This is a genomic window from Streptomyces sp. NPDC006739 (genome assembly GCF_042869815.1).
Taxonomy (GTDB): domain Bacteria; phylum Actinomycetota; class Actinomycetes; order Streptomycetales; family Streptomycetaceae; genus Streptomyces.
Genome location: NZ_JBIAGM010000011.1, coordinates 1 through 26,685, shown reverse-complemented (window position 1 = coordinate 26,685; position 26,685 = coordinate 1). Strand labels below are relative to the sequence as shown.

Below are 26,685 nucleotides of genomic sequence, written 5' to 3'. Positions count from 1 at the left end.
GGGTGAGGTCGGTGCGGGGAGGTAGACTTAACAGTGTCTGGCCGGACGCACGCCGGAGTATGCCCTGAGCGCACCTGTGTGGGGTGCCGGGAGCGAGCGGCCAAGACCGAGCTGCTGCGCATCGTGGCGATCGAGGACGCATGCGTCCCCGATCCTCGCGGTACGCTGCCCGGCCGGGGTGCGTACGTGCATCCCGCACTGGTCTGTCTCGACCAGGCGGTGCGCCGCCGGGCGTTCACGCGGGCGTTGCGCGCCCCGGGAGCGCTCGACACAAAGGCGTTGCGCCAGTACGTCGAGCAGACGACAGTTGCTGAGCAGGCAACACCGTAAGAAGCGTCGCGCGGAACCCCGTGCGGCCCTGGTACCCCGCGAGTTGGAAGTAGGTCGAGATTGCGATGAGCACTCGATGAGCACGCGATGAGTACGCCCATGAAGTAGCGACGGTCCGGACGCAACCCGGACCTAAAAGGAGCGAAGTGGCTAAGGTCCGGGTATACGAACTCGCCAAGGAGTTCGGTGTGGAGAGCAAGGTCGTCATGGCCAAGCTCCAGGAACTCGGTGAATTCGTCCGATCGGCGTCTTCGACGATCGAGGCGCCCGTAGTACGCAAACTGACTGACGCCCTCCAGCAGGGCAGCGGTGGCGGCAGGCCCGCCTCCGCCCGCAAGGCCGCCCCGGCGAAGCCGGCGGCCCCCTCTCCGGCGCAGGCCGCCCGTCCGGCCGCCCCGCGCCCGCCGGCTCCCAAGCCGGCCGCCGCCGAGCGGCCCGCGGCTCCCGCCGCGCCGGTCACTCCCGGCCCCCGTCCCACCCCGGGCCCGAAGCCCGCGCCGCGGCCCGCCCCGGCGTCCCCGGCTCCGACCACGCCCGAGTTCACGGCCCCCCCGGCGGCTCCCGCCGCGCCGGCCGCCTCCGGCGGTTCCGGCCCCCGTCCCGGCGCTCCGCGTCCGGCCGGCCAGGCACCCCGTCCGGGCGCCCAGCGTCCCGCCGGTCCCGGCCAGGGCGGCCAGGGCCGCGGTGACCGGGGCGACCGTCCCGGCGCTCCGCGTCCGGGCGGCCAGGCTCCGCGTCCCGGCGCCCGTCCGGCGGGTCCCCGTCCGGGCAACAACCCCTTCACCTCCGGTGGCTCGACCGGCATGGCGCGTCCGCAGACGCCCCGTCCGGGCGGTGCCCCGCGGCCGGGCGGCCCCGGCGGTCCCGGTGCTCCCGGCGGCGCTCCGCGTCCCCAGGGCCAGGGCCAGGGCGGTCCCCGTCCCCAGGGCGCGGCGGGCGGCCCCCGTCCGCAGGCTCCGGGCGGTCCCCGCCCCACCCCGGGCGGCATGCCCCGTCCGCAGGGCGGCCCCCGTCCCGGTGGCGGCCCCGGTGGCCCGCGTCCGAACCCCGGCATGATGCCGCAGCGTCCCGCTGCCGGCCCGCGTCCCGGCGGCGGTGGCCCCGGCGGCCGTGGCCCCGGTGGCGGCGGTCGTCCCGGTGGCGGCGGCGGTCGTCCGGGCGGCGGCGGCTTCGCCGGCCGTCCCGGTGGCGGCGGTGGCGGCGGCTTCGCCGGTCGTCCCGGCGGTCCCGGTGGCGGTGGCGGCGGCTTCGCCGGCCGTCCCGGCGGTCCCGCGGGCGGTGGCGGCGGTGGCCGTCCCGGCTTCGGCGGCCGTCCCGGCGGTCCCGGTGGCCGTGGTGGCACGCAGGGCGCCTTCGGTCGTCCCGGCGGTCCCGCGCGTCGCGGTCGCAAGTCGAAGCGGCAGAGGCGCCAGGAGTACGAGGCCATGCAGGCCCCGTCGGTCGGCGGCGTGATGCTGCCTCGCGGCAACGGCGAGTCCATTCGCCTGTCGCGCGGTGCCTCCCTCACCGACTTCGCGGAGAAGATCAACGCCAACCCGGCGTCGCTCGTCGCGGTCATGATGAACCTCGGCGAGATGGTCACGGCCACGCAGTCCGTCTCCGACGAGACGCTGCAGCTCCTCGCGGGCGAGATGAACTACACGGTTCAGATCGTCAGCCCCGAGGAGGAGGACCGTGAGCTGCTCGAGTCCTTCGACATCGAGTTCGGCGAGGACGAGGGCGACGAGGAGGACCTGGTGGTCCGTCCGCCGGTCGTCACCGTCATGGGTCACGTCGACCACGGTAAGACCCGACTGCTCGACGCCATCCGCAAGACGAACGTCATCGCGGGCGAGGCCGGCGGCATCACCCAGCACATCGGTGCCTACCAGGTCTCGACCGAGGTCAACGACGAAGAGCGCAAGATCACCTTCATCGACACCCCGGGTCACGAGGCGTTCACCGCCATGCGTGCCCGTGGTGCGAAGTCGACCGACATCGCGATCCTCGTGGTGGCGGCCAACGACGGTGTCATGCCGCAGACGGTCGAGGCCCTGAACCACGCCAAGGCGGCCGACGTGCCGATCGTGGTCGCGGTCAACAAGATCGACGTCGAGGGCGCGGACCCGACCAAGGTGCGCGGTCAGCTGACCGAGTACGGCCTGGTGGCCGAGGAGTACGGCGGCGACACCATGTTCGTCGACATCTCCGCCAAGCAGGGTCTGCACATCGACAGCCTCCTGGAGGCCGTGGTCCTCACGGCCGACGCCTCGCTCGACCTGCGGGCCAACCCGGCCCAGGACGCGCAGGGCATCTCGATCGAGTCCCGTCTCGACCGCGGCCGCGGTGCCGTGGCGACGGTCCTCGTCCAGCGAGGCACGCTGCGGGTCGGCGACACGATGGTGGTGGGCGACGCCTACGGCCGCGTCCGCGCCATGCTCGACGACAACGGCAACAACGTCGCCGAGGCCGGTCCCTCGACGCCGGTCCAGGTCCTGGGCCTGACCAACGTCCCGGGTGCGGGCGACAACTTCCTGGTGGTGGACGAGGACCGTACGGCCCGTCAGATCGCCGAGAAGCGCGCCGCCCGTGAGCGCAACGCCGCGTTCGCCAAGCGCACGCGCCGCGTGTCGCTGGAGGACCTGGACAAGGTGCTCAAGGCCGGCGAGGTCCAGCAGCTGAACCTGATCATCAAGGGCGACGCGTCCGGATCGGTCGAGGCCCTGGAATCCTCCCTGCTCCAGCTGGACGTCGGCGAAGAGGTCGACATCCGCGTCCTGCACCGCGGCGTCGGTGCGGTCACGGAGTCCGACATCGACCTGGCGATGGGCTCCGACGCCATCGTGATCGGCTTCAACGTCCGCGCGGCCGGCCGCGCGGCGCAGATGGCCGAGCGCGAAGGCGTGGACGTCCGGTACTACTCGGTCATCTACCAGGCGATCGAGGAGATCGAGGCGGCCCTCAAGGGCATGCTCAAGCCGGAGTACGAAGAGGTCGAGCTGGGCACGGCGGAGATCCGCGAGGTCTTCAAGTCGTCCAAGCTGGGCAACATCGCCGGTGTCCTGGTCCGGTCGGGCGAGGTCAAGCGCAACACCAAGGCGCGTCTCATCCGCGACGGCAAGGTGGTCGCGGAGAACCTCACCATCTCCGGCCTGCGCCGCTTCAAGGACGACGTCACCGAGATCCGCGAAGGCTTCGAGGGCGGTATCAACCTCGGAAACTTCAACGACATCAAGATCGACGACGTCATCGCGACGTACGAGATGCGGGAGAAGCCGCGCGCGTAAGCGCTCGGGCTTCCGAGACGGTCCGGTCCGGGGCCGGTCGACGGAGAGTAATTTCCGTCGATCGGCCCCGGCCGTTCGTTGTACGGTTCTGATGTTCCCGCCGATCGTTCGGCGGGCCCGTCAATCCCGTTCCGGCGGGTCATCCGGTGACATCTATGTATGTGGGGACGCTGTCCTTCGACCTCCTGCTCGGCGACGTTCGGTCGCTGAAGGAGAAGCGCTCCGTCGTCCGTCCGATCGTGGCCGAACTCCAGCGGAAGTACGCCGTGAGCGCCGCGGAGGTCGACCATATGGACCTCCACCGCAGGGCCGTCATCGGCCTGGCGATGGTCTGCGGCGACGCGGGGCACCTGAGCGACGTACTGGACCGGTGCGAGCGGCTGGTCGCCGGCCGCCCCGAGGTGGAACTGCTGTCCGTGCGACGGCGCCTCCACGGCGACGAAGACTGATTTTCGAACACAGCACAGGAAGAACGGGAGACGACCAGTGGCCGACAACGCGCGGGCCAAGAGGCTGGCGGACCTCATCCGAGAGGTGGTGGCCCAGAAGCTGCAGCGTGGGATCAAGGACCCGCGACTCGGCTCACACGTCACCATCACGGACACCCGGGTCACCGGAGACCTGCGGGAGGCGACCGTCTTCTACACGGTGTACGGGGACGACGAGGAGCGGGCGGCAGCGGCCGCCGGACTGGAGAGCGCCAAGGGCGTGCTCCGCTCCGCGGTCGGCGCGGCGGCGGGCGTGAAGTTCACGCCGACGCTGACGTTCGTGGCCGACGCCCTGCCCGACACCGCCCGGACCATCGAGGAACTCCTCGACAAGGCGCGCGCCTCCGACGAGAAGGTGCGCGAGGTCTCGGCGGGCGCCACCTACGCCGGTGGCGCGGACCCGTACAAGAAGCCGGACGACGAGGCGGACGGCGAGACGGACGGCGACGTCGCGGAATGACCCAGAAGCACACCGCGCCCGACGGCCTTGTCATCGTCGACAAGCCGTCGGGCTTCACGTCGCACGACGTGGTCGCCAAGATGCGCGGCATCGCCCGCACCCGCCGCGTCGGCCACGCCGGCACCCTCGACCCGATGGCGACCGGCGTGCTCGTCCTCGGCGTCGAACGGGCCACCAAGCTGCTCGGGCACCTCGCCCTCACCGAGAAGGAGTACCTGGGCACCGTCCGGCTCGGCCAGACGACGGTCACCGACGACGCCGAGGGCGAGATCACGGGGTCGGTCGACGCCTCGAAGGTCACCCGCGACGCCATCGACGCCGGCATCGCCAAGCTCACCGGCGCCATCATGCAGGTGCCGTCCAAGGTCAGCGCCATCAAGATCGACGGCGTGCGCTCGTACAAGCGGGCGCGCGAGGGCGAGGACTTCGAGATCCCGGCCCGCCCGGTGACCGTCTCCTCCTTCAGGGTGTACGACGTCCGGGACGCCGTCGCCGAGGACGGCACCCCGGTGCTCGACCTGGTGGTGTCGGTGGTCTGCTCCTCCGGCACCTACATCCGCGCCCTCGCCCGCGACCTGGGCGCCGACCTCGGCGTGGGCGGCCACCTCACCGCGCTGCGCCGCACCCGCGTCGGCCCGTACAAGCTGGACTCCGCGAAGACGCTGGACCAGCTCCAGCAGGAGCTGACGGTGATGCCGATCGCCGAGGCGGCCGCGGCCGCGTTCCCGCGCTGGGACGTGGACTCAGGGCGGTCCCGGCTGCTCGTCAACGGCGTACGCCTGGAGATGCCCGAGGAGTACGCGGGTGCCGGCGCGGTCGCCGTCTTCGACCCCGAGGGGCGCTTCCTGGCGCTGGTCGAGGAGCAGAAGGGCAAGGCCAAGAGCCTGGCCGTGTTCGCCTGACCGGGAGCGGGCCGGGGTGCGGCCGTGATGCCTGCCCGTGGAGCGGCGGCCACGGGGTGCTGCCTTTTGCCCGCCGCTCCACGGTCCCCCCCTCGGTTCCCCCACCCCTAGGGTGTATCCAGTGGCCCCCGGCTATTCACCCGACCGAGCAGGCGCTCGGAGTGAACCGGGGGAGCGGAAGGGGGCGCTTTCGCCGCACGATCTGTCCCAATGATCACTCCCCGCCTACCGTCGGAACCGGCGCACGAATGTACGGGTGTACGGGCGGGAGGCACAGACGATGACGGGACGGGGCCCGCGAACCGGGAGCGGTCACCGCCCGGCGCAGGAGCGGGCGGATCGTGCGGCGGATCGTGCGGGCGCGGGAGAGCGGCGGAACGGTGCCCCTGGATGGGCGGACCACCCCGGGCAGGACCGCGACCGCGTCGAAGAGCGGCAGCACGGCCTCGGGCAACCGCCGGACCGCGTGGCGCAGCAGGGCCACGACCGTCTCGTGCAGATCCGTGATCTGGCCGGGCGGCCCCGTGGTGTCGGCTTTCTCGCCGACCACCGCGGCACCCTCCTCACCAGCCACGAGGCCGTCGACGGTCTGCCCCGGCTCGTCCTGCACACCACCGGCGGCCGCACCTGTGTGGTGACCGCCGACGCCGTCACCCCGCTGCCCGCCCTGGACCTGGCCATCGTCCGGACCGAGGGACTCGGGGTGGACCCCCTCCCGCTCACCGTGCGCGAGCGCGTCGAGACCGGCACCTACGTGCGGATCCCCGCCGGCTGCTGGCGCGAGGCGCGGGTGCTGGGCGCGACCCAGGTGACGTACACCGCCACCGACCGATTCCATCTCCTCCAGGACGCCCTGGAGCTGGCGATCGGCACCGCGGGGCGGGACGCGCTGCGGCTGGGCGGCGGCGCGGCCGGAGGGCCCGTGCTGGACGCGGAGACCGGCGCGGTGCTCGGTGTCCTCGGCACCGCCCTCCAGTCCGGCCAGCGCGACGTCGGATTCGCGGTGCCGCTGCGCCCCGCCGCCGGCCCCCTCGCCGAACTGCTCACCCGCAACGCCGCCACGGTGCCCGCCTACGGCGTGGACCTCAACCTGGCCGGCCTCCTGGAGCTGACCGCCACCTCGGTCGGCCAGGACGGCCCGCCCGGCGCCCTCGACGGCTGCGTCGGCCGGCTCGGCGCGGCCGGCCTCGGCCCCCTGGAGCCCGTCGAACGGCCCGATGTCCTGCGGGAGTTGACGGCCTTCGCGGCCGGCGACGCCCCCGTGCTCGGCCTCGTCGGCGCCCCGGGGAGCGGCCGTACGACGGAACTCGCCGCCCTCGCCGCCCGCCGCCACCGGAACGCCCTGCCCACCCTGTGGCTGCGCGGCGCCGACCTCAGGGACACCGACGGCTCGGTGGCCGACGCGGTACGCCGCACCCTGGACCGCGCGGTCCGCATCGTCGCCGCCTCCCGCCCGCCCCGCCCCACCGACCCCACGGACCCCGTCGGCCTCGGCGACCTCGGTGATCTCACCCCGGAGCGTCTGACCCGCCTCGCCGAGCGGTCCGGACATCCCCTCCTGCTGCTCCTCGACGGCCCCGAGGAGATGCCTCCCGTGCTCGCCCACCGGCTGTCCGAGTGGACCGAGGGCACGGCGGCCTGGCTCCGCGAGACCGGCGCGCGGCTGGTGGTGGCCTGCCGTGAGGAGTACTGGGAGCGGGCCGGGGCCGAGTTCCCGGCGGACCTGCTGCACCCGGCCGCCGGCGGCGCGCCGCCCTGCGTGCGGCTGACCGACCTCGGCCCCGAGGAGGCCCGCCGGGCCCGCTCCCGGTACGGCATCCCCGACGGCGCTCTCGCCGACCGCGACGCCCGGCACCCGCTCACCCTCCGGCTCCTGTCGGAGGTACGCGCAGCCCTCCTGCCCGGGGCCCCGGCCACGGCGCCCGCCGACCGGCACGAGGTCTTCTCCGCCTACCTCGACCTGATGTGCCTGCGCGTCGCCGTCCGCCTCGCCGCCGAGAACGGCCTGCGCGGCACCGCCGTACGCAGGCTGGCGGCGCGGGTCGCCGGACAGGTCCACGAGGCCGCCCGGCGCAGCCTCGGCCCCGGACAGGGCGAGCTGGACCGGGAGTCCTTCGAAGCGGTGTTCCCCTGGGGACCCGCGCCCGCCCGGCTCGGCGGCGGCTCCGGCTGGGCGTCCGCCGTCCTCACCGAGGGGCTGCTGGTCCCGGCGGGCGGCGGCTACCGCTTCGCCCACGAGGAGCTGGCCGACTGGATCCAGGGCACCCACCTCGACCTTGACGAGGCCCTGCACGCCCTGGTCCACCGCCCCCGCACCCCCCAGGACGCCCACCCCCTGCCCGTGCCGCACCACCGCATCGGCCCCGTCGTCCAGGCCCTGCTCCTGCTGGGCCGCCAGCAGGGCGCCCACCGACTCGCCGCCCGACTGGTGGAGTTGATCGAGGCCCTGGACCTGGATCCGGACTCCTGGTGGGCCGCCCGCCTGCTCGCCGAAGTGCTGCGCCGGCTCCCCGACCCGGGCCCCTACACCGGCGTGCTGCGACTGCTCGCCGACCGCATCGTGGGCCGGCGCCGCGCACGGCTTCCGGTACCGGCCGAGTTCGGCCCCGGCTTCTGGGCGACCCTGCCGATCCCGGACACCCAACGCTTCGACCTGCTGCGCCGACTGGTCCTGGCGGACGAGGCACCACCGGAGGAGGACGGCTCCGAGGGCGCTTCCGACGCGCAGGCCGGCTCGGGGCCGGGGCTGATCCGCTCCGGGGCCGGCCGGGATGTCGGCTCCGGCCCCGGCCCCGAGTTCTGCCCCGGCGGTGGCCCGGACGCGGTACCCCGCTACCTCGACACCGTCGCCGCGCTGCTCGCCGCCCGGCCCACGGCCGTGCAACCGCAGCTGACCCGGTGGTTCGACGACGAGCGGCCGTTGCCCGCGATGCCGCACGCCACCGTGGCGACGGCCGCGCAGGCGCTGCTGCACACCCACCGTCACCAGGCCCTGGACAACCTGACCGAGGTGCTGGTGACCAGTGCGCACCGGCGCGGCGACGAACTGCTCGCCGTGCTCGCCGAGGAGGAACCGTCGGCCGTCTGCCGGGCCGTCGACCGGTGGGCCCACGACGAACGCCCGGCCCGACGGGTGGCGGCGATGGCCTACGGGCTGCGCGCCGCGCCCCACGTCCGCACCGAGGCCGACCGCGGACTGCTGCGCTACGCCGCCCTCGCCCTGCTCGCCCGCCCCGCCGACTGCAGCCTGCACGGCGGCGCCCTCGCCCTCCTGGTCCGCGACCCGCACACCCGCGCCCGCCATCTCCCGCAGGCCCTGCGGCACTTCGCCGACGGCGACCCGCAGCTGCCGCCGAACACCCTGGTCCCGGCCCTGTCCACCCACCCCGAGCAGGTCCTGGAAGCCTTCCGCGCCCGGCTGCGGGGACCGGACGCAGCGGCCGCGCTGTGCACCCTGGCCGACGTCACCACCACACCGGCACTCACCCATCGGGTGGCCGCCCTGGCCGGCGAGGCCGTCACACTGCGCCCGGAGACCGCCGGGCACCTGGCCGCGTACGTCGACCGCCGCCTCGACCAGGGTCCCACCGCCCGTGCCGTACTCCAGCCCCTGGTCACCCGCCTGCTGGCCGGCGGTCCGGAACCGGTCCGGGCGGCCCTCGCGACCGTGCTCGCCGCCCCGGGCGCCCCGGCCTCCCGCCCCCTGCGCCGCGAACTCCTGGAGTTCCTGCTGACCCACGAGCGGGAGCCGGCCGTGCTGGACGCCGTACTGCACGCCGCCGCGCGGACCGGGGACGGCGGCGACGAGGAGACCCGGGCCCTGGTCCACCGCACCGGTCTGCTGCTCGTCCGCACCCCGGACGGCGCCACCCGCTTCGACCGCGGCCTGGTCGAGCTGGGCCGGCACGTCCCCGGCTTCGCCGCCCTGGTGGCCCGCTGGCTGACGGACAGCCCGCAGGACTGGGTCGCCGTGGTGGGCCCCAGCACCCGGAGAATGATCGGAGACCTGGCCGGAGTGCGCGTCCCGGCGTGACGCGGCGGGCCCGTGCCCGGACGTGCGCCGGATCACAGCGTCCATGCCGATGCGGGCCCGGAGCACCCGGCATGGCACCCTTAGAGCTGCGTAAGAGGTCAACGGTAGACACGGACACGGGTTCGAGGAGCGGTCACAGTGCAGCGCTGGCGTGGCTTGGAGGACATCCCCCAGGACTGGGGGCGCAGCGTCGTCACCATCGGCTCCTATGACGGAGTCCACCGCGGCCACCAGCTGATCATCAAGCACGCCGTGGACCGCGCCCGCCAGCTGGGCGTCCCCGCCGTCGTGGTCACCTTCGACCCGCACCCCAGCGAGGTCGTCCGCCCCGGCAGCCACCCGCCGCTGCTGGCCCCGCACCACCGCCGCGCCGAACTGATGGCCGAGCTGGGCGTCGACGCGGTCCTCATCCTGCCGTTCACGACCGAGTTCTCGAAGCTGTCCCCGGGCGACTTCGTGGTCAAGGTCCTGGTCGACAAGCTGCACGCCAAGGCGGTCGTCGAGGGCCCGAACTTCCGCTTCGGCCACAAGGCCGCCGGGAACGTGGAGTTCCTCGCCGAACAGGGCAAGGTCTACGACTTCGAGGTCGAGGTCGTCGATCTGTACGTGCGTGGTGAGGCGGGCGGCGGCGAGCCGTTCTCCTCGACCCTGACCCGTCGCCTGGTCTCCGAAGGCGATGTCGAGGGCGCCCGCGAGATCCTCGGCCGCCCGCACCGGGTGGAGGGCGTGGTCGTCCGCGGTGCCCAGCGTGGCCGCGAACTGGGCTTCCCCACAGCCAATGTGGAGACCCTCCCGCACACCGCGATCCCGGCCGACGGCGTCTACGCCGGCTATCTGCACGCGCAGGGCGAGGTGATGCCGGCCGCGATCTCCGTCGGTACGAACCCGCAGTTCGACGGCACCGAGCGCACGGTCGAGGCGTACGCCATCGACCGCGTCGGCCTCGACCTGTACGGCCTGCACGTCGCCGTCGACTTCCTGGCGTACGTCCGCGGTCAGGCGAAGTTCGAGTCGCTGGACGCGCTGCTGGTGCAGATGGGCGAGGACGTGAAGCGGTGCCGGGAACTGGTGGCCGCCGACACGTGACGGCGTAGGGCGCCGATGCGCCCGATGCGCCCGAGGGGTACGACGCCGAAGGGCGGCCGGTGCGGATGAGCACCGGCCGCCCTTCGCTGTGCCGCCGCTCTACCGCTGCGGGGGCGGCCCCTGCGGGGGGTAGGGCTGCTGCGGGGGATACGGCTGGCCGGGGGCCTGCGGGTAGGGCTGCTGCCCCGGCGCCTGCTGCTGGGGCTGTTGCGGGGGCGGGCCCTGCGGGGGGTACGGCTGCTGGTGGGGCTGGCCCTGCTGCGGCGGGTACGGCCCGCCCGGGGCCTGTCCGTACAGCTCCGGGCCGGGCGCCTGGGGCGGAGCCTGGTACTGGGGACCCGGGATCGGCCGACCCGGCATGGGCGGGGCGGCCACCGGCGGCGGGTTGCCGTCGCTGGTCCACAGGCCGTGCATCTGCTGGTGTCGTACGAAGTCCTCGGCGACCATGGCCGCGAGGTTGAAGTACGCCTCCCGCACCTTCGGCCGCATCATGTCGAGGTCGACCTCGGCACCGGCGGCGAGGTGCTCGTCGAAGGGCACGACCACAACCCCCCGGCAGCGCGTCTCGAAGTGGCTGACGATGTCCTCGACCTTGATCATCTTGCCGGTCTCGCGCACCCCGGAGATCACCGTGATGGACCGCGAGACGAGGTCCGCGTAACCGTGCGCCGACAGCCAGTCGAGCGTCGTACTGGCACTGCTCGCACCGTCCACCGACGGCGTGGAGATGATGATGAGCTGGTCGGCGAGGTCGAGCACACCACGCATGGCGCTGTAGAGCAGACCGGTGCCGGAGTCGGTGAGGATGACCGGGTACTGCTTGCCGAGCACGTCGATGGCGCGCCGGTAGTCCTCGTCGTTGAAGGTGGTCGACACGGCGGGGTCGACGTCGTTGGCGATGATCTCCAGGCCGGACGGCGCCTGGGAGGTGAACCGCCGGATGTCCATGTACGAGTTGAGGTACGGGATCGCCTGGACGAGGTCACGGATGGTGGCCCCGGTCTCCCGGCGCACCCGGCGGCCGAGCGTACCGGCGTCCGGGTTGGCGTCGATCGCGAGGATCTTGTCCTGGCGCTCGGTGGCGAGGGTGGAGCCGAGGGCGGTGGTGGTGGTCGTCTTGCCGACACCGCCCTTGAGGCTGATGACCGCGATCCGGTAGCAGGACAGCACGGGCGTGCGGATCAGCTCCAGCTTCCGCTGCCGCTCGGCCTCCTCCTTCTTCCCGCCGATCTTGAACCGCGACCCCGCTGCCGTGGGCCGCCCGCTCTTCGCCTTCTGCTTCTTGTTGTTGAGCAGCCGGTCGGAGGACAGCTCGACCGCCGCCGTGTAACCGAGCGGTGCGGCACCGGGGTTGGTCGGCTGCCGCTGGTCGTGCTGGATCGGCTGCGGCCATGCGGCACCGGCACGCGGGTCCACGGGACCCTGCGGAGCCTGCGGGGCTTGAGGCGGCTGCGGCTGGGCACCGTCGGGCTGTCCCTGCTGCGGGAAGCCGTAACCGCCGGGCTGCGCCTGGGGGTGGGGATGGGGAGCCGCCGGCATCCCTGGCTGGGGGAAACCGTAGCCGCCCTGCGGGTCCTGCGCCGGGGGTACCGGAGGGGTCTGCTGGGCGGCGGGGCCCGGCAGGGGGGAGTCGTAGCCGAACTGGGGGCCGGGCGCGGGCGGGTTGGGCGCGCCGGGCGGCGGGAAGCCGTAGCCACCCTGCGGGTTGGGCGTGGGCGGGGCCGGCTGGGAGGGTGCGGGTGCGGCGGGGGGCTGGGTGCCGGGGGCACCGGGAGGGGGGAAGCCGTAGCCGTTCTGGGGGTGGGGCACCGGTGCGGGCGGCGGGAAGCCGTAGCCGTCCTGCGCGTTCGGAGCCGGGGGTTGTGGGGCCGTCGGGGCGCCGGGGGCGTACGGCTGGCCGGGCTGCGGCGCGGGGGGCTGGTTCCAGGCGGCGGGCGCGGCCTGCGGTGCCTGGGGCTGGAAGGGCGGCTGCTGTCCGGGCACGGCCGCAGGGCCCTGCGCGGCCGTCGGCTGCGGCTGTCCGGGCGCTGCCTGCGGTTGCGGCGGCGTCGACTGCGCGGGCCACTGGTCCGCCGCCGCGGGGGCGGCCGGCTGGTACGACGGAGGCAGCGGCGGCAGCCCGTTCTGCGGCGCCGGCGCCGGCGGGGGCGTCCAGGCGGCGGGCGCGTCCTGGGGCATCGGGGGAGCGGTGGATACGACGTCCTCCGGCTGGGCCGACGGTGCGGGCACCGCGTCCTGCGGCTCGGGGGGTGCCGTGTCGCCGGGCTCCGGTGCCGTGGGCGGGGTGTCCTCGGCCTTCGGGGCGTCGGGCTCGGCGTCGGCGGAGGCGCCGTCGGCCTCGGCCGCGTCCGTCACCTCGGCCTCCTGAGTCCCACCCGCTTCGCCGGCGCCCGCCGAAGCGGGCGCGTCGCTGTCCTCGTGAAGCGACGAGGCGTCCTCCTCAGCCGGGACCCCGGCAACCGGGACCTCCTCAGCCGGGATCTCCGCAACCGGGACCTCCCCAGCCGGGGCATCCTCGGCCAGGGCCACCTCTGCCTCTGCCTCTGCTTCTGCCTCTGCGACTGCGTCCGTCTGCGTCTCTGCCGTCTGTGTCCCCGCTGCTGCTTCGGCGGGCACCGACTCCGGCGCGGCGCCGGTCGCCGCGACCTCGTCGCCAGGGTTGTCACCGGCCTCGACGGCCTGCTCGGTGGCGGCGGCTGCGGCCTCACGCTCCGCGATCTCGGCCATCTCACGCTTCAGCGCGACGGCGGAGAACCGCATCGTCGCCCCGCTCTCCAGGTCACCGTTGGCGGCGTCCTGCGCCTGCGGGGCGGCTGCCTGCGGCTGCTGGAGCTCGAATCCGCCGCCCACCGGCAACCTCGGCACCGCCCCCGGGCTCCCGGCAGACGGCGTGGGCGGACCGAACGGAGCCCCCGGACCCGCAACCGGAGCCGGCGGAGTGAACGGCGCAACCGGCGCCTGGGCGGGCGGCGCGGGCGGTGCCTGCGGCGCGGGCGGCGTGAACGGCACCCCCGGAGCCGAGCCCCCGGCCGACTGCGTGGCGTGCGGAGGAGGCGTCAGACCCGGGAGGGGAGCCCCCACCGGGAACGGCGAGCCGGCCCCACCGGAAGCCCCCGCTGCCGGCTGAGCGGCGCCGGAACCGGCACGACCCGCACCGGCATCCCCGGGTCCACCGGAGCCCGACGCCTCGGAGACCCCGGAGGCCCCCTGCGACCCGGGTGCCTCAGACCCTCCGGACGCGTTCTGCGTGTACCAGGCGGGCGGCGCGTAGTCGATGGTGAACTCGCCGGTGGTCTCGATGCCGGACTCCGCGTCGGGCTGGTCATCGCCGGGTGTGGCCCAGCCCCCGCGGATCCCGTCCCGATCGCTGCTCACAGTTCCTCCTGGTGTGGTCGAGCACCCTCATGCCGTGCCGGGCCGACCATGTCGTCGTTCAAGTCGTCCGTATTCGTTCGAGGTAGTCCGATCCACCGGCTCTCCCCCTGGGCCGCCGACACCTGGTCCACGGGTTCTGGCATCGCGCCCCCTCCCAGCCTAATCACCACTTGCCGCGCCTCGGCAGGCCCGTCCGCCTCTCAGCACTGGCACACCAGGTCACATCCCGTCCAGAAGTGACGTACAAGACCCTCGTTCTGGTATGCGATACCTCAACAAACCGGACAAGAAAGGTCAGTTCACTCCGCCGACCAGCCGTCCACCACGCGTCGGCCGCCAACTCCAGCGGTACGAACCGTTGCAGCCGGAACGGTCCCCTTGCCCCGGCCGCGTCCCCTCCGGACCGGGCCCCTCAAACCCCCCTGCGGCAGCCCCTGTCGACACCATGCATAGTAGGGGCCGGGTCTGACATCGAAGGCGGTGACGGTGCCCGCGGGTGCGGACGGGGAGCCTGCTCATGACGCAGATCCGGGTGCGGCCCACGACCAGGCCGTCACAGTTGTCGACCGTGCCGGAGAACGGCGAGAAGTCGTAGAACCCCGCCCCCGGCGAAACCCGTGTCCTGACACTGGGAGACGGACGTTCGAGGGCCGCTCGGTCCAGATGGTCGTCCGCCTCCGCATGAGCGGAGGCGACCTGCTCATCTACCGCAGCAGCAGCGACACCGCGCAAGCCGCCGCCGTGGTCCCCGTAACTCCTCCGGGACTGAAGCACTGAAAAGGGGGCGGCACCTGTCCGTGCCGCCCCCTCCCCTCGAAGCCTTGTCTCCCGGCCCCTCTACCGTGCGTCCGCCTCCGCCGCCGGGAGGCCTCCGTTGTGCGACGCGGGCTCCAGGTCGAACTCTCCGTCCCGTGCCCCGAGGACGAACGCCCGCCACTCCGCCTCCGTGTACCGCAGCACGGTGTCCGGGTCGAGCGAGGAGCGCATGGCCACGGCGCCTTCGGGAAGGTAGGCGATCTCGACCCGCTCCTCGTGCTCCTCGGTCCCCGGCGCGCTGTGCCACTCGACACCGGAGATGTCGAGGGCGTACAGCTCGTCCCTCTCACGCTCCTTGCGCGCCTTGATCTCCTCAGCCGTCTCGGCCATGCGGCAGCGTCCCCTTCCCGACTTCCTGAACTCTTCGGCCTACGAATGACCCCGACGGCAAGCGTAGCCGTACCGGCACTGCCGGTTACGCCCTTCACCGTCCCCCGGCTCCCTCCAGCGGTCAGGACCGCCCGTGAGCACTGGTACCCTGGCTGACGGCCGTTTGTGTACGCACCCCCGGACCTTCCGCAGGCATCCCCTGCAGATCCCGGAGGCCGCGCCCAGCGGATCCCCGCCTCCCGAGTAACGGAAGCTTCCCCGAGACGCAGACCGGGGGCACTCGGTGGCCACACACAGACCAATGAGGAGTACGCGTGTCGCTCGACGCCGCTACGAAGAAGCAGATCATCACCGAGTTCGGTACCAAGGAGGGCGACACCGGCTCCCCCGAGGTCCAGGTCGCCATGCTGTCGCGCCGGATCTCGGACCTGACCGAGCACCTCAAGGTCCACAAGCACGACCACCACTCCCGTCGTGGTCTGCTGATCCTCGTCGGTCAGCGCCGTCGCCTGCTGCAGTACCTGGCGAAGAAGGACATCACGCGCTTCCGTACGCTGGTCGACCGCCTCGGCATCCGCCGTGGTGCCGCGGGCGCCAAGTAAGACGCCGTGAAGGGAGCGGTTCCCGAAACCATCGGGGGCCGCTCCCTTTGCCGTACGTGCGGAACGTACGACCGCACGGGCGGAAACATGCGGAGTGTCACTCACGCTTTGTAGTGTGGTAGCACAACGCAATACGCACGACACAGAACGCAGGACACAGAACGAGGAGAAGCGCACCTCGCCGCCGCCGGTCCTCGGTAGTGGCCCCCGGGGGAAGTGAGCCCCGGGTGCTTCGATCGAAGACCGGCCCGCACCGCACGGCGCGCTTCTCCGCCACCGTCCCCCCGCCACACGGGCGAGGCGGGACAAAAGACGACATGTAACGGAGAAAACGCTAGTGGAGAACGAGACCCACTACGCCGAGGCCGTCATCGACAACGGTCCCTTCGGCACCCGCACCATCCGCTTCGAGACGGGCCGCCTGGCCAAGCAGGCCGCCGGCTCCGCCGTGGCGTACCTGGACGACGACACCATGGTGCTGTCGGCCACCACCGCCTCCAAGAACCCCAAGGACCAGCTCGACTTCTTCCCCCTGACGGTGGACGTCGAGGAGCGGATGTACGCCGCCGGCAAGATCCCCGGCAGCTTCTTCCGCCGTGAGGGCCGGCCGAGCGAGGACGCGATCCTCACCTGCCGCCTCATCGACCGCCCGCTGCGCCCCTCCTTCAAGAAGGGCCTGCGCAACGAGATCCAGGTCGTCGCCACGATCATGGCGCTCAACCCCGACCACCTGTACGACGTCGTGGCGATCAACGCCGCGTCCGCGTCGACGCAGCTGGCCGGCCTGCCCTTCTCCGGCCCGATCGGCGGCGTCCGCGTCGCCCTGATCAACGGCCAGTGGGTCGCGTTCCCGACGCACACCGAGCTCGAGGACGCCGTCTTCGACATGGTGGTCGCCGGCCGCGTCCTGGAGGACGGCGACGTCGCGATCATGATGGTCGAGGCCGAGGCCACCGAGAAGACCATCAAGCTGGTCGAGGGCGGCTCCGAGGCGCCCACCGAGGACGTCGTCGCCGCCGGCCTGGAGGCCGCGAAGCCCTTCATCAAGGTGCTCTGCAAGGCCCAGGCCGACCTCGCGTCCAAGGCCGCCAAGCCGACCGGCGAGTTCCCGATCTTCCTGGACTACCAGGACGACGTCCTGGAGGCCCTCACGGCCGCCGTCCGCCCCGAGCTGGCCCAGGCGCTCACCATCGCCGGCAAGCAGGAGCGCGAGGCCGAGCTGGACCGCGTCAAGGGCCTGGCCGCCGAGAAGCTCCTGCCGGAGTTCGAGGGCCGCGAGAAGGAGATCTCCGCCGCGTACCGCTCGCTGACCAAGACCCTGGTCCGTGAGCGCGTCATCAAGGAGAAGAAGCGCATCGACGGCCGTGGCGTGACGGACATCCGTACGCTCGCCGCCGAGGTCGAGGCCATCCCGCGGGTCCACGGCTCGGCCGTGTTCGAGCGTGGCGAGACCCAGATCCTGGGCGTCACCACCCTCAACATGCTCCGCATGGAGCAGCAGCTGGACACCCTCTCCCCGGTGACCCGCAAGCGCTACATGCACAACTACAACTTCCCGCCCTACTCCACCGGCGAGACCGGCCGCGTCGGCTCCCCCAAGCGCCGCGAGATCGGCCACGGCGCGCTCGCCGAGCGCGCCCTGGTCCCGGTCCTGCCGACGCGCGAGGAGTTCCCCTACGCGATCCGCCAGGTCTCCGAGGCGCTCAGCTCCAACGGCTCGACGTCCATGGGCTCGGTCTGCGCCTCCACCATGTCGCTGCTGAACGCCGGTGTGCCCCTGAAGGCCCCGGTCGCCGGTATCGCCATGGGCCTGATCTCCCAGGAGATCGAGGGCGAGACGCACTACGTCACCCTCACCGACATCCTCGGTGCCGAGGACGCCTTCGGTGACATGGACTTCAAGGTCGCCGGCACGAAGGACTTCGTGACCGCCCTCCAGCTCGACACCAAGCTGGACGGCATCCCGGCCTCCGTCCTGGCCGCTGCCCTCAAGCAGGCCCGCGACGCGCGTCTCCACATCCTCGACGTGATGATGGAGGCCATCGACCGGCCCGACGAGATGTCCCCGAACGCCCCGCGGATCATCACGGTCAAGATCCCGGTCGACAAGATCGGTGAGGTCATCGGCCCCAAGGGCAAGATGATCAACCAGATCCAGGAGGACACGGGCGCCGAGATCACGATCGAGGACGACGGCACGATCTACATCGGTGCCGCCGACGGCCCGGCCGCCGAGGCCGCCCGTGCCACGATCAACGGCATCGCCAACCCGACGATGCCCGAGGTCGGCGAGCGCTACCTGGGTACGGTCGTGAAGACCACCACCTTCGGCGCGTTCGTCTCCCTGCTGCCCGGCAAGGACGGTCTGCTGCACATCTCGCAGATCCGCAAGCTGGCCGGCGGCAAGCGCGTGGAGAACGTCGAGGACGTGCTCGGTGTGGGCCAGAAGGTCCAGGTCGAGATCGCCGAGATCGACTCCCGCGGCAAGCTCTCCCTGATCCCCGTGGTCGAGGGCGAGGACGGTTCCGACGAGACGAAGAAGGACGACGCCGACCAGTGACGTCCCGTAGCTCCAAGGCGACGGCCCGCACCTCTTCGGAGGCGCGGGCCGTCGCCCGTACCCAAACCCTCATCAAGGGCACCCACGGCATCGGCACGGTCCGCAAGACCACCCTCCCGGGCGGCCTGCGCATCGTCACCGAAACCCTGCCCTCGGTGCGCTCGGCGACCTTCGGTATCTGGGCGCACGTCGGCTCCCGCGACGAGACCCCCTCGCTCAACGGCGCCACCCACTACCTGGAGCACCTGCTCTTCAAGGGCACGCAGCGCAGGAGCGCCCTGGACATCTCCTCCGCCATCGACGCCGTCGGCGGCGAGATGAACGCGTTCACGGCCAAGGAGTACACGTGCTACTACGCGCGCGTGCTCGACACCGACCTGCCCCTGGCCATCGACGTCGTCTGCGACATGCTGACCGGCTCGCTCATCCGCGAAGAGGACGTCGACGTCGAGCGCGGCGCGATCCTCGAAGAGATCGCGATGACCGAGGACGACCCGGGCGACTGCGTGCACGACCTGTTCGCGCACACCATGTTCGGCGACAACGCGCTGGGCCGCCCGGTCCTCGGCACGGTCGACACCGTCAACGCCCTCACCGCCGACCGCATCCGCCGCTTCTACAAGAAGCACTACGACCCGACCCACCTGGTGGTCGCCGCCGCCGGCAACATCGACCACACCAAGGTCGTACGACAGGTCCGCGCGGCCTTCGAGAAGGCCGGCGCCCTGCGGAGCGCCGTCGCCGAGCCCATCGCCCCGCGCGAGGGCCGCCGTACGATCCGCACCTCGGGCCGCGTCGAACTGCTCGGCCGCAAGACCGAACAGGCGCACATCGTCCTCGGCATGCCCGGCCTGGCCCGCACGGACGACCGCCGCTGGGCCATGGGCGTGCTCAACGCGGCCCTCGGCGGCGGTATGTCCTCCCGCCTCTTCCAGGAGGTCCGGGAGAAGCGCGGCCTCGCCTACAGTGTGTACTCGTACACCTCGGGCTTCGCCGACTGCGGCCTGTTCGGCGTGTACGCCGGCTGCCGCCCGAGCCAGGTGCACGACGTGCTCCGGCTTTGCCGGGACGAACTCGACCGCGTCGCCGAGAACGGCCTGTCGGACGACGAGATCGGCCGCGCCGTCGGCCAGCTCCAGGGCTCCACCGTCCTGGGCCTGGAGGACACCGGCGCGCTGATGAACCGTATCGGCAAGAGCGAGCTGTGCTGGGGCGAACAGATGTCGGTCGACGACATGCTGGCCCGGATAGCCGCGGTCACCCCGGACGAGGTCCGCTCGGTCGCCCGCGACATCCTGGGACAGCGCCCGTCGCTGTCGGTCATCGGCCCGCTGAAGGACAAGCAGGCCTCCCGCCTGCACGAAGCCGTCGCCTGACACCCGTCTCCGGTAAGGAAGCAAGGAACATGAGCAAGCTGCGTGTGGCGGTCCTCGGGGCCAAGGGACGCATCGGCGCCGAGGCGGTACGTGCCGTCGAGGCCGCCGAGGACATGGAGCTGGTCGCCGCGCTCGGCCGGGGCGACAAGCTGGAGAGCCTGACGGACGCCGGCGCCCAGGTCGCGGTCGAACTGACCACCCCGGCCTCGGTCATGGACAACCTCGACTTCTGCGTACGCCACGGCATCCACGCGGTGGTCGGCACGACGGGCTGGACCGACGAGCGCCTCGCCCGGCTCGAGGACTGGCTGGCCCGGTCTCCGCGGACCGGTGTGCTCATCGCGCCGAACTTCTCCATCGGTGCCGTCCTGACCATGAAGTTCGCACAGATCGCCGCCCCCTACTTCGAGTCGGTCGAGATCGTCGAACTGCACCACCCGAACAAGGTCGACGCCCCCAGCGGCACCGCCACCCGCACCGCCCAGCTCATCGCCGAGGCCCGCCGCCGGGCCGGCACCGCGCCCGCGCCGGACGCCACCGTGACCGCCCTGGACGGCGCCCGGGGCGCCGACGTGGACGGCGTCCCGGTGCACGCCGTCCGGCTGCGGGGCCTCCTGGCGCACCAGGAGGTGCTGCTGGGCGGCGAGGGCGAGACCCTCACCGTGCGCCACGACTCCCTGCACCACAGCAGCTTCATGCCGGGCATCCTGCTCGGCGCGCGCCGCGTGGTGAGCACTCCGGGCCTGACCTTCGGCCTGGAGCACTTCCTGGACCTGGGCTGACACGGGACCCGCTGACATGCGCGCGAAGATCTCCTACGCCATCACGGCCGCCGTCCTGCTGTTCTACTTCGTCCTGGTGGGCAGCCGCGGCGTCATGCTCATCCAGTCCGGCACGGTCCTGACCGTCACCTTCGGGACCGCGGTGCTGATCCTGCCGGTGATCGGCCTGTGGTTCCTGTGGAAGAGCACCCAGTTCGTCCGCAAGGCCAACGCCCTCGCCGCCGAACTCGACGCCGAGGGCGGTCTGCCCGTGGACGAGCTGAGGCGCACCCCCGGCGGCCGTATCGACCGTGACTCGGCCGACGAGGTCTTCGCCAAGCGCAAGGCCGAGACGGAGGCGGCCCCCGACGACTGGCGCAGCTGGTTCCGCCTCGCCGTCGCCTACCACGACGCCCGCGACACCCCGCGCGCCCGCAAGGCGATGCAGCGGGCGATCGCCCTGCACGACGGCAGGCCCGTCCGGGCCTGAGCCGCGCGAAGGCAGAGAAGGGGACGGTTCGCGCGTTCGCGAACCGCCCCCTTCTCTGCCGTGTGCCCGAAGGGCCCGGGTCAGCGGCGCCGGGACTCGGCCGCCCACGCCTCCACCGCGTCCGCCGCACGGTCGAAGGCCGACAGCCGGCCCACGAAGTCCAGGCCCTGCGTGGTCAGCAGCGGCACCGTCTCCCCGGCCGGACGGTCCTTGCGCACGAGGGCCAGCGCCTGCCCCTGCACGGTGCGCGGCAGACCCAGCCAGCGCACCGGCTGCTGCGCGGTGCGCACCGAGGCGACCCGCTGCCACGGGACCGTGCTCGTCACCAGGAAGTGCACCCGGCGCACCCCGCGCCCGCTCACCCACACCCCCATCCGCAGCATGCGCAGCGTGCCGACGATGATCGCCAGCGCGACGCCGAGCACCACCGAGGCGGAGGACAGCGAGCCGGTCAGGGCGATGAGAACCGCCGCGAACAGCACGAACGAGGCGAGCAGCAGCCCCAGGGCAGCCGCGCCCACGCGCCACGGCCCGGGCCGGTAGGGGCGCCGCCAGCGGTCACGGTCGTCGTAGGGCAGCGCGCTGTCGGGTGCCGCCTCGAAGCTGCGGTCGGCCGTCAGGAAGGGCAGGGGCACGGCTGGTCCTCACTCAATCCATGCATGGGCTGTGCCCGTGAGGCTATCCGGCCGTGTTCCCGCTCACCAGCCGTGGGGGCCCGGAAGGGTCAGTGCCCCTGGGAGGCCTGTGACTGCTGGGCCTGCGAGGCCGCTGGGCCGGCCGGGGTCGACAGCGCCGGCATGCCGAGGACCAGCGAACCCACGAGACCGGCGACGATGGTGAGCCCCAGCAGCCAGCTGCCGGCCATCTGGCCGAAGGACGCCCGCTGCCGGGGTGGGGGAGTGACATTACTGCGGAACCTGTCGGCTTCTGCGAGGAAGGCGAAGGGTACGGGCTCGCGCCGCCGGAACATGGGCTCGGCCTCTCCTTTCGGGGGTGAAACACGTCGAACCAGTGGGCCTCACCAACACAGACGATCGAGTGACACAAAAGGTGCCCATAACCGGAAATCACCTGTGCCGGGCGCTGCCCAGGTGCGGCCGGGTGCCCCGTACAGTGGGCGCGAACCCGAGAAGTGATGGAAGGACCCTGCGAGTCGTGACCGACACCCCCGCCGACGACCTCAAGCCCAGCTTCCGGAGTGATGTCACCGTCGAGCTGGTCAAGCACAGCGCGGCGGACTCCGACGTGCTGTGGGCTGCCCGCGTCTCCACCGCCGGCGAGCAGTCCCTGGACGAGCTGCAGAAGGACCCGGAGCGCTCCAAGGGCCTGATCAACTACCTGATGCGGGACCGGCACGGCAGCCCGTTCGAGCACAACTCGATGACGTTCTTCATCAGTGCTCCGATCTTCGTCTTCCGCGAGTTCATGCGGCACCGGGTGGGATGGTGCCTGCCGGGGGACGCCATGATCCGTGTCGGCACGAGCAAGAACGGCGAAAACGGCGAAGCCAAACGCATCGCGGACGTCTACCGGGACTGGAAGATCGGTGTGTCCGACTCCATGCTGGCCGACACCGTGAACCTGGAGACCGGGCTGGCGGAGAAGGCGCCCATGGTCGACGTCTTCGAGTCCGGCGTGAAACCGATCCTCAAGGTGTCGACGACGAACGGCAACGCCCTGCGGTGCACCGCGGACCACCGCGTATGGACGCCCGACGGCTGGGTCCGCGCCGGCGACCTGCGCGTCGGTGACCGGGTCGGACGACTGGGCCGCGTGGAGGCCGGAGAGCGGGCGGGCATCCCGAAGCGCCTGCGCGAGGGCATCCAGATCTGGACCACCGAGCAGCGAGCCGAGCTGATCGCGCCCAGGGATCTCTGCTACATCTGCGAAGAGAAGTTCGAGGCCGAGGACCTGGAGCTGGATCACGTCGTCCCGGTGGACGCCGACCTGACCAAGGCACTCGACGTCTCGAACCTGCGACCGGCCTGCAAGCCGTGTCACCAGCGGAAGACCGACGGCGAAGGCGCGCCGGCCGGAGTGCTCCGTCGTGCCCTCCAGGACGGTGTGCGGTGGGAGGGCGTTCTCTCCGTCGTCCCCGACGGGGAGGAGATGACCTACGACATCTCCATGCCGCCGCCGCACCACAACTTCATCGCGGACGGTTTTGTCGTACACAACTCGTACAACGAGGAGTCCGGCCGCTACCGCGAGCTCCAGCCGGTCTTCTACATTCCCGGCGAGGACCGCAAGCTGGTTCAGCAGGGACGTCCCGGCAGGTACGAGTTCGTCCACGGCACTCCCCAGCAGCAGGGGGCCGTCACCGCCGCGATGGAGGAGTCGTACCGGCAGTCCTACGCCGCGTACCAGGAGATGCTGGCGGCCGGCATCGCCCGCGAGGTCGCCCGCGCCACCCTGCCCGTCGGGCTCTTCTCCTCCATGTACGCCACCTGCAACGCCCGCTCCCTGATGCACTTCCTCGGCCTGCGCACCCAGCACGAGCTGGCCAAGGTGCCGTCCTTCCCGCAGCGGGAGATCGAGATGGTCGGCGAGCGGATGGAGGCCGAGTGGGCCCGGCTCATGCCGCTCACCCACGCCGCCTTCAACGCCAACGGCCGGATCGCACCGTAGCGCGGCACACATGTACGGGTCAGCCAGGTGAAGTGTCCGTATTGCGGCATTTGGAGAAGTTCATCTAGCCTGATCAAACGGACCCGGCACTGCTTGAACCCCCGAGCAGGCAGTGCCGGGTTCCATATTTGTCCGGACTTTCCGGGGGCCCCGAGGGCAGACCACGTTCTGGGCACCGAGTAGCGTGTTACCCATGGCTCCGACCTCGACTCCGCAGACCCCCTTCGGGCGGGTCCTCACCGCCATGGTCACGCCCTTCACGGCGGACGGCGCACTCGACCTCGACGGCGCACAGCGGCTCGCCGCCCACCTGGTGGACGCAGGCAACGACGGCCTGATCATCAACGGCACCACCGGTGAGTCGCCCACCACCAGTGACGCGGAGAAAACGGACGTCGTACGAGCGGTCCTCGAGGCGGTCGGCGACCGGGCCCACGTCGTGGCCGGTGTCGGCACCAACGACACCCATCACAGCATCGAGCTGGCCCGTGCCGCCGAGAAGACCGGCGCGCACGGCCTGCTGGTCGTCACCCCGTACTACAACAAGCCCCCGCAGGAGGGCCTGTACCGGCACTTCAAGGCCGTCGCCGACGCGGCCGGGCTGCCGGTCATGCTCTACGACATCCCCGGCCGCAGCGGCGTCCCGATCAACACCGAGACGCTGGTCCGGCTCGCCGAGCACCCGAGGATCGTCGCCAACAAGGACGCCAAGGGCGACCTCGGCCGCGCCAGCTGGGCCATCGCCCAGTCCGGCCTCGCCTGGTACTCCGGCGACGACATGCTGAACCTGCCGCTGCTCTCCGTGGGCGCGGTCGGCTTCGTCTCGGTCGTCGGCCACGTGGTCACCCCCGACCTCCGGGCGCTGGTGGAGGCCTTCGTCTCCGGCGACGTTCAGAAGGCGACGGAGATCCACCAGAAGCTGCTCCCCGTCTACACCGGCATGTTCCGCACCCAGGGCGTCATGACCACCAAGGCCGCGCTCGCCCTCCAGGGCCTGCCCGCCGGACCCCTGCGCGCGCCCATGGTGGAGTGCTCGCCCGAGGAGATTGCCCAGCTCAAGATCGATCTTGCCGCCGGCGGGGTACAGCTCTGACAACGGACTTCACAACTGAATACGCAGGACTCCGGTGCCTGCACCTACAACGACAACTGCTTCTGCACGAACGTCACGCGCGCCACGTGCCCACCGGTACGTGGCGTGTGTGGTTGAGGAGAGTCTTTTGAGTCATCCGCATCCTGAACTCGGCCCGCCCCCGCCGCTCCCCGAGGGGGGCCTTCGGGTCACTCCGCTCGGCGGCCTCGGTGAGATCGGCCGGAACATGACGGTCTTCGAGTACGGCGGCCGTCTGCTGATCGTCGACTGCGGCGTGCTCTTCCCCGAGGAGGAGCAGCCCGGAATCGACCTGATCCTGCCGGACTTCTCGTCCATCAGGGACCGCCTCGACGACATCGAGGGGATCGTCCTCACGCACGGCCACGAGGACCACATCGGCGGTGTCCCCTTCCTGCTCCGCGAGAAGCCGGACATCCCGCTGATCGGCTCCAAGCTGACCCTCGCCCTGATCGAGGCCAAGCTCCAGGAGCACCGCATCCGCCCGTACACCCTTGAGGTGGCGGAGGGGAACCGCGAGCGCATCGGCCCCTTCGACTGCGAGTTCGTCGCGGTCAACCACTCCATCCCGGACGCCCTCGCGGTCGCCATCCGCACCCCGGCCGGCATGGTGGTGCACACCGGCGACTTCAAGATGGACCAGCTGCCGCTGGACAACCGTCTGACCGACCTGCACGCGTTCGCACGGCTGAGCGAGGAAGGCATCGACCTCCTCCTCAGTGACTCCACCAACGCCGAGGTACCCGGCTTCACGCCGCACGAACGGGACATCTCCAACGTCCTGCGCCAGGTCTTCGCGACCGCCCGCAAGCGGATCATCGTGGCGAGCTTCGCCAGCCACGTCCACCGGATCCAGCAGATCCTGGACGCGGCGCACGAGTACGGCCGCCGGGTCGCCTTCGTCGGCCGCTCCATGGTCCGCAACATGGGCATCGCCCGGGACCTGGGCTACCTGAAGGTGCCACCGGGACTGGTCGTCGACGTCAAGACCCTCGACGACCTGCCGGACCACGAGATCGTCCTGGTCTGCACGGGCTCGCAGGGCGAACCGATGGCGGCGCTGTCGAGGATGGCGAACCGGGACCACCAGATCCGCATCGTCGACGGCGACACCGTGATCCTGGCGTCCTCCCTGATCCCCGGCAACGAGAACGCGGTCTACCGCGTGATCAACGGCCTGACCCGCTGGGGTGCCAACGTCGTCCACAAGGGCAACGCCAAGGTGCACGTGTCCGGCCACGCCTCCGCGGGCGAACTGCTGTACTTCTACAACATCTGCCGGCCGAGGAACCTGATGCCGGTCCACGGCGAATGGCGCCACCTGCGCGCCAACGCCGAGCTGGGAGCCCTCACCGGTGTCCCGCACGACCGCATCGTCATCGCCGAGGACGGCGTGGTGGTGGACCTGGTCGAGGGCAAGGCCAAGATCTCCGGCAAGGTCCAGGCGGGTTACGTGTACGTCGACGGTCTCTCGGTCGGCGACGTCGGTGAGCCGGCCCTGAAGGACCGCAAGATCCTCGGCGACGAGGGCATCATCTCGGTCTTCGTGGTCGTGGACGCCTCCACGGGCAAGATCACCGGCGGTCCGCACATCCAGGCCAGGGGATCCGGCATCGAGGACGCGGCCTTCTCGGACGTCGTCCCGAAGATCAACGAGGCGCTGGAACGCTCGGCCCAGGACGGTGTCGTGGAGCCCCACCAGCTGCAACAACTCATCCGCCGCACCCTCGGCAAGTGGGTCTCGGACAACTACCGGCGCCGGCCGATGATCCTCCCGGTGGTCGTGGAGGTCTGACCTCGCTCGGCCGGTCCTACGGCCGCTGAGACGCGTCAACCCGGGGCGGGGCGCCTCGATTTGCATCGAGGCGCCTCGCTCCAGTACGTTTACGGCTCTGCCCGACCGGGAACCCAGGTACTTCATGCGCCTGATCCGGTCACCCGGACCGGGTGGAAATCCGACTCAGAATCTCTGATAAAGTCGGAACCGCCGGAAAGGGAAACGCGAGAGCGAAAACCTGGAAAGCACCGAGGAAATCGGGTCGAGAAAAGATCTGATAGAGTCGGAAACGCA

The 26,685-nt window shown here is 71.8% G+C and carries 19 protein-coding genes and 1 pseudogene; 16 read left to right on the top strand and 4 right to left on the bottom strand.

The window, feature by feature from the left end; genetic code table 11:
• Positions 1–33: 33 nt before the first annotated feature.
• From ACFYMM_RS22085 to ACFYMM_RS22055, 7 genes are all read left to right on the top strand, one after another.
• Positions 34–330, top strand: coding sequence for a YlxR family protein (locus tag ACFYMM_RS22085; RefSeq protein ID WP_384658671.1), 297 nt, complete (start codon positions 34–36; stop codon positions 328–330).
• A 146-nt stretch (positions 331–476) separates the two neighbouring features.
• Positions 477–3,596, top strand: coding sequence for a translation initiation factor IF-2 (gene infB / locus ACFYMM_RS22080; RefSeq protein WP_388389097.1), 3,120 nt, complete (start codon positions 477–479; stop codon positions 3,594–3,596).
• Between the two features lie 155 nt (positions 3,597–3,751).
• A complete protein-coding gene (locus ACFYMM_RS22075; protein WP_388389095.1) occupies positions 3,752–4,045 on the top strand; it encodes a DUF503 domain-containing protein in 294 nt (97 codons plus the stop codon).
• Between the two features lie 37 nt (positions 4,046–4,082).
• A complete protein-coding gene (rbfA, locus tag ACFYMM_RS22070) occupies positions 4,083–4,544 on the top strand; it encodes a 30S ribosome-binding factor RbfA (RefSeq protein ID WP_388389093.1) in 462 nt (153 codons plus the stop codon).
• A complete protein-coding gene (gene truB, locus ACFYMM_RS22065) occupies positions 4,541–5,446 on the top strand; it encodes a tRNA pseudouridine(55) synthase TruB (protein ID WP_388389091.1) in 906 nt (301 codons plus the stop codon). Before rbfA ends, truB begins: the two co-directional genes overlap by 4 nt.
• A 280-nt stretch (positions 5,447–5,726) precedes the next feature.
• Entirely contained in the window at positions 5,727–9,479 is a 3,753-nt protein-coding gene (locus ACFYMM_RS22060) for a trypsin-like peptidase domain-containing protein (RefSeq protein ID WP_388389089.1), read from the top strand.
• Positions 9,480–9,617: 138 nt separating this feature from the next.
• Complete coding sequence (locus ACFYMM_RS22055) at positions 9,618–10,565, top strand: bifunctional riboflavin kinase/FAD synthetase (RefSeq protein ID WP_388389087.1); 948 nt, start codon at positions 9,618–9,620, stop codon at positions 10,563–10,565.
• Between the two features lie 99 nt (positions 10,566–10,664).
• Here ACFYMM_RS22055 and ACFYMM_RS22050 read toward each other — a convergent pair whose 3' ends face one another.
• Together ACFYMM_RS22050 and ACFYMM_RS22045 are read right to left on the bottom strand one after the other, a co-directional pair.
• Positions 10,665–13,940: an SCO5717 family growth-regulating ATPase gene (locus tag ACFYMM_RS22050; RefSeq protein WP_388389085.1), complete on the bottom strand. Its 3,276-nt coding sequence runs from the start codon at positions 13,938–13,940 to the stop codon at positions 10,665–10,667.
• 837 nt (positions 13,941–14,777) lie between these two features.
• Entirely contained in the window at positions 14,778–15,086 is a 309-nt protein-coding gene (locus ACFYMM_RS22045) for a DUF397 domain-containing protein (RefSeq protein WP_388389083.1), read from the bottom strand.
• Positions 15,087–15,400: 314 nt separating this feature from the next.
• On the opposite strand from ACFYMM_RS22045, the gene rpsO reads away from it, so the two are divergent.
• The 5 genes from rpsO (at position 15,401) to ACFYMM_RS22020 (ending at position 20,875) form a co-directional block, all read left to right on the top strand.
• The gene (rpsO, locus tag ACFYMM_RS22040; RefSeq protein ID WP_388389081.1) at positions 15,401–15,688 is read left to right on the top strand and encodes a 30S ribosomal protein S15; all 288 of its coding nucleotides are present in this window, start codon (positions 15,401–15,403) and stop codon (positions 15,686–15,688) included.
• Positions 15,689–16,025: 337 nt separating this feature from the next.
• Positions 16,026–18,248: a polyribonucleotide nucleotidyltransferase gene (locus ACFYMM_RS22035; protein WP_388389079.1), complete on the top strand. Its 2,223-nt coding sequence runs from the start codon at positions 16,026–16,028 to the stop codon at positions 18,246–18,248.
• A complete protein-coding gene (locus ACFYMM_RS22030; RefSeq protein WP_388389077.1) occupies positions 18,245–19,624 on the top strand; it encodes a M16 family metallopeptidase in 1,380 nt (459 codons plus the stop codon). Before ACFYMM_RS22035 ends, ACFYMM_RS22030 begins: the two co-directional genes overlap by 4 nt.
• Before the next feature lie 29 nt (positions 19,625–19,653).
• Positions 19,654–20,406 carry a 4-hydroxy-tetrahydrodipicolinate reductase gene (gene dapB / locus ACFYMM_RS22025; RefSeq protein WP_388389075.1) on the top strand — a complete coding sequence of 251 codons (753 nt, stop codon included), beginning with the start codon at positions 19,654–19,656 and terminating at the stop codon, positions 20,404–20,406.
• A 16-nt stretch (positions 20,407–20,422) separates the two neighbouring features.
• On the top strand, positions 20,423–20,875 hold the full coding sequence (locus ACFYMM_RS22020) for a hypothetical protein (protein ID WP_388389073.1): 453 nt from the start codon (positions 20,423–20,425) through the stop codon (positions 20,873–20,875).
• 80 nt (positions 20,876–20,955) lie between these two features.
• Here ACFYMM_RS22020 and ACFYMM_RS22015 read toward each other — a convergent pair whose 3' ends face one another.
• Positions 20,956–21,510 (bottom strand): hypothetical protein, encoded by a 555-nt coding sequence (locus ACFYMM_RS22015; protein WP_388389071.1) that lies wholly within the window; start codon positions 21,508–21,510, stop codon positions 20,956–20,958.
• Positions 21,511–21,599: 89 nt separating this feature from the next.
• Positions 21,600–21,845, bottom strand: coding sequence for a hypothetical protein (locus tag ACFYMM_RS22010; protein WP_388389069.1), 246 nt, complete (start codon positions 21,843–21,845; stop codon positions 21,600–21,602).
• Positions 21,846–21,868: 23 nt separating this feature from the next.
• Here ACFYMM_RS22010 and ACFYMM_RS22005 point away from each other — a divergent pair.
• The 4 genes and pseudogenes from ACFYMM_RS22005 to ACFYMM_RS21990 form a co-directional block, all read left to right on the top strand.
• A pseudogene (locus tag ACFYMM_RS22005) lies at positions 21,869–22,303 on the top strand (FAD-dependent thymidylate synthase); the annotation flags it as partial.
• A complete protein-coding gene (gene thyX / locus ACFYMM_RS22000) occupies positions 22,301–23,503 on the top strand; it encodes an FAD-dependent thymidylate synthase (protein ID WP_388389558.1) in 1,203 nt (400 codons plus the stop codon). The pseudogene ACFYMM_RS22005 and the gene thyX, both read left to right, overlap by 3 nt.
• Before the next feature lie 193 nt (positions 23,504–23,696).
• Entirely contained in the window at positions 23,697–24,596 is a 900-nt protein-coding gene (gene dapA, locus ACFYMM_RS21995) for a 4-hydroxy-tetrahydrodipicolinate synthase (protein WP_388389067.1), read from the top strand.
• Between the two features lie 127 nt (positions 24,597–24,723).
• On the top strand, positions 24,724–26,409 hold the full coding sequence (locus ACFYMM_RS21990; RefSeq protein WP_388389065.1) for a ribonuclease J: 1,686 nt from the start codon (positions 24,724–24,726) through the stop codon (positions 26,407–26,409).
• Positions 26,410–26,685: the final 276 nt, after the last annotated feature.